1 protein-coding gene is annotated in these 3469 nt (G+C 67.7%); it reads left to right on the top strand.

Features of this window, described 5'->3' with window-relative positions:
• Positions 1–339: 339 nt before the first annotated feature.
• Positions 340–3469 (top strand): efflux RND transporter permease subunit (locus B8460_RS10295; RefSeq protein WP_048861512.1); only part of this gene is annotated, 3130 nt, incomplete at its 3' end.

Raw genomic sequence — 3469 nt, forward strand, 5'->3', positions numbered from 1 at the left:
GCGCGATCGCCGGCGCCGGAGCGGGCCGGGGCCGCGCGCGCGGTCGCTGTCCCTAACCCGCCGCACCAGTGGCGGTTGCGCCCGACGCATCATGCACCGCGCGCCGACGCGCGCGTCGCGGAACATTCCAGCCGGTAGGGCGGTCCCCCGATTTGGCGTTGGCCGTTATGTTCGCACAAGTTTTGCGACAACCGGTCCGGGCCTGATATGTCTGCGCCGGTCCGACCGCCATGGCGGCCCGTGCCCGCCATGGGCCGCCCCCGGAACGGACCGGCACCCGCGACCCGCGACGGACCGACCGGTAATGACGCGCCCCGGGGCGCGAAGGAGCAGACTGACGTGTGGATCGTCCGGATCGCGCTGAACCGTCCCTACACGTTCATCGTCCTCGCGCTGTTGATCCTGATCATGAGCCCGCTGGTGATCATGCGGACGCCGACCGACATCTTCCCCAACATCAACATTCCGGTGGTGGCGGTCGTCTGGACCTATAACGGCCTCAATCCCGAGGAGATGGAAGGCCGGATCACCACCGTCTATGAGCGGGCGCTGACGACGCTGGTGGACAACATCCAGCACATCGAATCGACGTCGTTCGCCGGCGAGTCGCTGGTCAAGATCTTCCTGCAGCCGAATGCCAGCCTCGATACCGCCAACGCGCAGGTGACGGCCGTCTCGCAGTTCATGATGCGGTTCATGCCGCCGGGCATACAGGCGCCGGAGATCATCAACTTTTCCGCCTCCAGCGTGCCGATCCTGCAGCTCGGCGTGTCCGGGCACGGGCTGTCGGAACAGGCGCTGAACGACCTGTCGATGAACTTCCTGCGCACGCAGCTGGTCACCGTGCCGGGGGTCACCATCCCCGCGCCCTATGGCGGCAAGCAGCGGCAGGTGATGATCAACCTCGACCCGGCGCGGCTGCAGGCCAAGGGGCTGTCGCCCGACGACGTGCTGAAGGCGGTGAATAACCAGGACGTGATCCTGCCGTCCGGCACGGCGAAGATTTCCGATTTCGAATACGACGTGAAGCTGAACGCCAGCCCGGTGACGATCGCGGCGCTGAACCTGCTGCCGATCAAGCAGGTCGGCATGACCACGGTCTATCTGCGCGACGTGGCGACCGTGAGCGACGGGTTCGCGCCGCAGACCAACGTGGTGCGGCAGAACGGCCAGCGCGGCGTGCTCGTCAGCATCCTCAAGGCGGGCGACGCCTCCACCATCGACGTGGTGGACGGGGTGCGGGCGATGCTGCCGCGCGTGCTCCAGACCCTGCCGCCGAGCCTGCGGGTGGGGGCGTTCGCCGACCAGTCCATCTTCGTCAAGGCCGCCGTCAGCGGCGTGATCCGCGAGGCGGTGATCGCCGCCGCGCTGACTGCGCTGATGATCCTGATCTTCCTTGGGTCGTGGCGGAGCACGGTGATCATCGCGGTGTCGATCCCGCTGTCGATCCTGTCCTCGGTGATGGCGCTGAGCTTCCTGGGCCAGACCATCAACATCATGACGCTGGGCGGCCTCGCCCTCGCCGTCGGCATCCTGGTGGACGATGCCACGGTGACGATCGAGAATATCGAGCGCTTCCTGGAGGAAGGCACGCCGCTGCACGAGGCGATCCTGCAGGGCGCGGCGCAGATCGCGGTGCCGGCGCTGGTCTCGACGCTGTGCATCTGCATCGTGTTCGTGCCGATGTTCCTGCTGGGCGGCGTGGCGCGCTATCTGTTCGTGCCGCTGGCGGAGGCGGTGGTGTTCGCCATGCTGGCCTCGTACATCCTGTCGCGCACGCTGGTGCCGACCATGGCGATGTATCTGCTGCGCGCGAAGCACCACGGCGCGCCGCGAGGCCTGTTCGCCCGTTTCCAGGCCGGGTTCGAGCGGCGGTTCGAGCAGATGCGCCGCGCCTATGGCCGGGTGCTGTCCGCGCTGGTCGCGCGCCGTGCGGTGTTCATCCCGGTCTTCCTGCTGGCCTGCCTGTCGGCCTTCGCGCTGGCGCCCTTCCTCGGGCAGGACTTCTTCCCCAGCACCGACAGCGGGCAGTTCATCCTGCATTTCCGCGCCAAGGCCGGCACGCGGATCGAGGAGACGGCGCGGCTGGCCGACCTGGTGGAGAACGTCATCCGCGCCGACGTGCCGGCGCGCGATCTCGACAACATCGTCGACGACATCGGCCTGCCGTACAGCGGCATGAACCTCACGCATGCCTCGTCCGGCGTGATCGGCGCCGCGGACGCCGACGTGCTGGTCTCCCTCAAGCCCGACCACGGGCCGACGGCCGAGTATGTCCGCCGGCTGCGTGTCGATATGCCGCGCCGCTTTCCGGGCATGATGTTCTACTTCCTGCCGGCCGACATGATCACGCAGATCCTGAACTTCGGCCTGCCGGCGCCGCTCGACATCAAGATCGACGGTGCGGACATCCAGGCCAACCGCGAGGTCGCCGACCGCATCCTGGCCAAGGTCAAGCTGGTCCCGGGCGTCGTCGACGCGCGCATCCAGCAGAACTTCGATTATCCGGATTTCGAGATCGACGTCGATCGCACCAAGGCGCAGCAGGCGGGCTTCACCGAGCGCGACGTGGCGGGGAGCGTGCTCGACACGCTGAGCGGCAGTTTCCAGACCGCGCCGATGTTCTTCCTCAACATGCATAACGGCGTGAACTACCAGGTCGCCACCATGGCGCCGCAATACGACGTGACGTCGCTGCGCGCGCTGGAGAACATCCCGATCACCTCGCCGACGGCGAAGCAGCCCGGCGTGCTGGCCGACGTCGCCACGCTGAAGCGGTCGCAGGAGATGGCGGCGGTCGACCACTACAACATCCGCCGCACGGTCGACATCTATGCCTCCGTCCAGGACCGTGACCTCGGGGCCGCGGGACGCGACGTCGCCCGGATCGTCGCTTCGTTCCGCCACGAGCTGCCGCGCGGCAGCTTCGTCAGCCTGCGGGGCCAGCTCGAGACGATGCAAAGCTCGTACATCAACCTGCTGTCGGGCCTCGCCTTCTCGATTCTGCTGGTCTATCTGCTGATCGTCGTCAATTTTCAGTCCTGGCTCGATCCGTTCATCATCATCACCGCCCTTCCGGCGGCGCTGGCGGGCATCATCCTCATGCTGTTCTTCACCCACACGACACTGAGCGTGCCCGCCCTGATGGGCGCCATCATGTGCATGGGCGTCGCGACGGCGAACAGCATCCTGGTGATCTCCTTCGCGCGCGACCGGCTGGCGGTGCACGGCGATTCCGTGCGCGCGGCGGTCGAGGCGGGGTTCACCCGGTTCCGGCCGGTGATGATGACGGCGCTGGCGATGATCATCGGCATGGTGCCGATGTCGCTCGGCCTCGGCGAGGGCGGCGAGCAGAACGCGCCGCTGGGCCGGGCGGTGATCGGCGGCCTGCTGCTGGCGACCGTCGCCACGCTGATCTTCGTCCCCACGGTCTTTTCGCTGCTGCACCGCGGCCGCCCGCGCCGGCCGC

This window comes from Acidisphaera rubrifaciens HS-AP3, from assembly GCF_000964365.1.
GTDB lineage: Bacteria > Pseudomonadota > Alphaproteobacteria > Acetobacterales > Acetobacteraceae > Acidisphaera > Acidisphaera rubrifaciens.